The organism is Mycobacterium sp. (assembly GCF_052144515.1).
Lineage (GTDB): Bacteria > Actinomycetota > Actinomycetes > Mycobacteriales > Mycobacteriaceae > Mycobacterium.
The window spans coordinates 1-3,814 of the sequence record NZ_JBKQQD010000529.1; the positions used below are offsets into that span (position 1 = coordinate 1).

The window sequence follows — 3,814 nt, forward strand, 5'->3', positions numbered from 1 at the left end:
ACCGGAGACCGCGACGATGACCTGCTGCTCGCGGTGCTCGAGGAGGTCATCTACGTGTTGGACACCGCTGGCGAGGCACCGGTCGATGTCGAACTGGAGGCCATACCCGGTGGCGTCGACGTCAAGTCGATGCGAGCACCCTGCCTCAAGTGGGCGCCGTGCCGAAGGCGGTGTCGTTCAACGAGCTTCACCTGTCGCATGGCCCGCGGGGGCTGGCGGTGCTCGGTAATCCTTGATGTGTGACTCGGCGGCGAGCTGCACAGTCGCGCCTGTCGCGTCGCAGGGCGCGGTTGCAGTCGCGCTAAGCGTGTTCGAGGGCGCGGATACCGCGCCTTGCGATCTCGCGGTAACGCGGCTCTGGGTCGCGCTTCGTGTCGCATGTTGAGTCGCGGTGGAGGCCGCGTTTCGAGCCCGACGTGCGGGTTTGTCGCCAACCGCGACCAGCGCGGTAGTGGCTACCGCGACCGCGAGATCGATGACCAAGGGCAAAACCGCCGCGAATGTGGTTGGGATCCCCGCTATCACCGCGAGGTCCCGAAGCGCGACAAAGCTGAGGACAAACGCGCTAACCGCGAGCGCTGTAGTCGCGGTGACTGATGCGCGGTAGACCGCGCCCGAGGCGTTCGCTTTCGCCAGGACCGCGATGCCATGGACCGCGCACAGGAGAACGGTGGGCGGGACCGCAGCGACGGCCGCAGCGAGCCACCGCGAACATCCTGGCGCGGTCAGCAGTGCGTGGGTGATGTTGCCCGCCAGACTCACCAGCGTCGTCCCCGCGAGCCAGACCCAGAAGAATCGGACGGCGCGCTGATGATGGCGAATCGTCAGCTCGGCGGCGGTCAGCGCGGTCTTCAATGTTGGTCCTTGATGCGGTCGGTCAGAATCTGGTGAATCGTCCCTCCGCCGGGCATCCTCACTGCCAACTCGGCGTCCGCACCGAGCGCCCGAAGATAGGCGATCAGCGTGGATACCAGAACGTCGGCTTGGTGTTCGGTCCTGCTGATTTGGCCCTGTCGCAACCCGAGCTGCTCAGCGAGCTGCTCTTGAGTCATTCCAGCTGCTCGGCGGATGGCGGCGAGATCGATCACCAACTCAATATTACCTCTATGCTATATCGCTCTCAAGTGATATCTGCGGGCAGATTCCCCGCTGAATCATCGTCAAGGCCCGGTTCTCTTGCGCAGCTTCATGTCATCAGCGACGGCACTAGCGACGCGAGATCGAGCAACTGAACGTTTGAGGCGGGTCCATTTGTGAACTCCGCGACCGTCATGGTGCCCGTCGAGTCGAATGTGGCCGCGAAACGCTCCCTGGTGCGAGAAGACGACCGGCTCAGCATCCAATCCGCCTTCGACGTTGACCCCCGGAGGAACTGCATCGGTAAGGTCCCGACGACGTAGAGTTCGGCTCGGCGACCGGAGTCATCGAGAGCCAGACGAACCAGATCCGCGAACACACCCCGCTTGCGCACTGTGTCGGCACCCTTCCACTGCGCCACCTTGAACTCCGCCACCCGTTGATCTGTCTCCAGGTCGAACGGACGAGACGGATCGTTCCCGGCACCGAGCGATGGCCGGTTGACGACGCACTCGCCGGGGCCCAGTATGTGCGGCAGGACGAGGGCGATGGTGGAGGCGTGAATTACGTCGTTGAGACGGCCAACCTCAGCCCGCACAGCGAGCGCGGCGTCCAGCAGCTCTCTGCTAAATCCGTACCGCGCGGTTATCTCCTCGACCGTGCGACTGGACGAAGTCACAAGTGCCGACTCGGCGGCGGCGAGGCGGGCGGTGAGACCCTCGACCTGGAGAAACTTCGCGAGCACGAGAAACGCCTCGACCAGCTGTTCGGAGCCGGTTGAGGGGCTATGCAGGGACGGCCCCATCACTAGACGGAACCTACATGTCTGAGTTGACTCTGTCGCCGGTTGGTCGGCCCGGGCTAGGCGAACCGCCCTGGGTCGAGCGTCGGCGGAGTGATTGCGATCGAGTCCTGGCGAGTCGAACGTGATAACCCCGCTACCGACGAACGTCAGGGTGGCGTTAGCCACGAGGAATCTCTGCCTGCCTGCAAGAAGCGCGTTGAGCGCGAAATTGCGGAGGATGGTTGGTTCGCAAGAAGCGGTTAATACCCGGCCACCTGTTAGGGCTAACCTGCGATTCATGCCTGGGACTGTCGGCTTTGACGACCTGCAGGATGCCGACTTGACGATCGAAACCATCTACCTCGGCGGTACCAAGGGCAACGCAGGTGATGATCCGATTGCGCGGCTGCTGCCCGTGGGAAATCAGGGTGGATTCCGCTACAAAGGATCGCCGTCGCAGAAGGCGGTGCAGCTCGTCGTCCTTTACACCAGCGGTGTCGAGATCGACTGGCCCGATCGGCTGGACCCTCAGACGGGCATCTTCACCTACTACGGTGACAACCGAGAACCCGGACGAGACCTGCACGACACTCCTAAGAATGGAAACATCCTGCTGCGGAACAGCTTTGAGGCCGCTCACGGAAAACCTTCCGACCGGGGAGGAGTCCCACCCTTCCTATTGTTTGAAAAGGCGATGCCAGGTCGGGCCGCCCGGTTTCGTGGTTTGCTAGCCCCTGGTGCTGAGACGCTCGGTGCCGATGACGACCTCAACGCGATATGGCGAAGTAAACAGGGTTTCCGATTCCAAAACTACCGAGCCAAGTTCACGGTGCTCAATGTCGACTCGGTGCCGAGAGTTTGGATCAATTTGTTGGTGAATGGCGTGCGCCCAGCCGAGGCCACAGGTTGTCCACCTGCCTGGCGCGAATGGGTTGCTGGCCGCTCATACGACGTCCTGGCTGCCCCGTCGACGGCGATCATCCGCAACAAGTGCGACCAGCTTCCAGCAGACTTGGCCGGGCGAGCAATATTGCAAGCCATCCGCAACCACTTCCAGGCACGACCGAATGAGTTCGAGAAATGCGCGGTCGCCATTTGGCGGCTCATTGCACGCGCGACAGGCGCGTGCGACGTCACCCGCCCCAGCCGCGACGGAGGCCGCGACGCGATCGGGGAGTACCAACTCGGACCTCTGGCGGACCCGGTCAAGATCGACTTTGCGCTGGAAGCGAAGTGCTATGCCGAGACGAACTCTGTCGGCGTGCGAGAAGTCAGCAGGCTGGTTTCGCGCCTGCGGCACCGCAACTTCGGGGTATTCGTCACGCTTTCGTATTTCAACCCGCAGGTGTACGACGAAGTCCGCGCGGACGGCCACCCCATTGCGCTGGTCTGCGGTCGCGACGTCGTGGATACCCTGCGGGGCAATGGATACGGGGACGTGGCAGCGGTGAAGTCATGGCTAGACACGTCGTTCCCTGCCGAAGCGGAAGCCTGAATCCCCTGGCTCCCAGACGTGCCCGAAAGGGGCCGCCCGCCGCCCGACTTGGCCTGCACCACGAGGTCGCGGAGTCTGCGCTGCTCCCAGAATTGCGGATCGGCGACGGTCGGCCATAGGTGAAATAAGGATCGTGGTGTTGGTGCCGGGTTCATAGTGTCCCACCAGGATTCGACACGTCAGCAGCTGCCAGCAAACACATTTTTGACCCAGGCTTGACCCCAATTCTGACCCCAATTGGATCTGGTCCACCAGTGTGCACCGAGGTGCACACACGGCTGTGAGCTGCGGAAAAAGACACCGATGCACACCGGGACACGCCGAATTTATGACTGGGGGTCAAGTGGTCGCAGGTTCAAATCCTGTCAGCCCGACCATCGAAGTAGCAGGCCAGAGGCGGTTTCGGCGGAATCCGGCGCCGCCTTCTTCATACCCCCTCGGGGTGTGGATAGCAACGC

General features: G+C 62.7%; 3 protein-coding genes and 2 pseudogenes. 2 read left to right on the forward strand and 3 right to left on the reverse strand.

The features are described from left to right. Window positions 1–243, forward strand: a pseudogene (locus ACLP9N_RS36125) (archease); the annotation flags it as partial. Between the two features lie 192 nt (window positions 244–435). Here ACLP9N_RS36125 and ACLP9N_RS36130 read toward each other — a convergent pair. The 3 genes and pseudogenes from ACLP9N_RS36130 to ACLP9N_RS36140 form a co-directional block, all read right to left on the reverse strand. Further along, a pseudogene (locus ACLP9N_RS36130) lies at window positions 436–762 on the reverse strand (DUF2637 domain-containing protein); the annotation flags it as partial. Window positions 763–851: 89 nt separating this feature from the next. Next, window positions 852–1,088 carry a helix-turn-helix domain-containing protein gene (locus ACLP9N_RS36135; protein ID WP_442411905.1) on the reverse strand — a complete coding sequence of 79 codons (237 nt, stop codon included), beginning with the start codon at window positions 1,086–1,088 and terminating at the stop codon, window positions 852–854. 98 nt (window positions 1,089–1,186) lie between these two features. Next, a complete protein-coding gene (locus tag ACLP9N_RS36140; RefSeq protein ID WP_442411906.1) occupies window positions 1,187–1,885 on the reverse strand; it encodes a hypothetical protein in 699 nt (232 codons plus the stop codon). A 274-nt stretch (window positions 1,886–2,159) separates the two neighbouring features. Between ACLP9N_RS36140 and ACLP9N_RS36145 the strand changes: the two genes are divergently transcribed. Beyond that, window positions 2,160–3,356 (forward strand): restriction endonuclease, encoded by a 1,197-nt coding sequence (locus ACLP9N_RS36145; protein ID WP_442411907.1) that lies wholly within the window; start codon window positions 2,160–2,162, stop codon window positions 3,354–3,356. The last annotated feature ends 458 nt before the right edge of the window (window positions 3,357–3,814 follow it).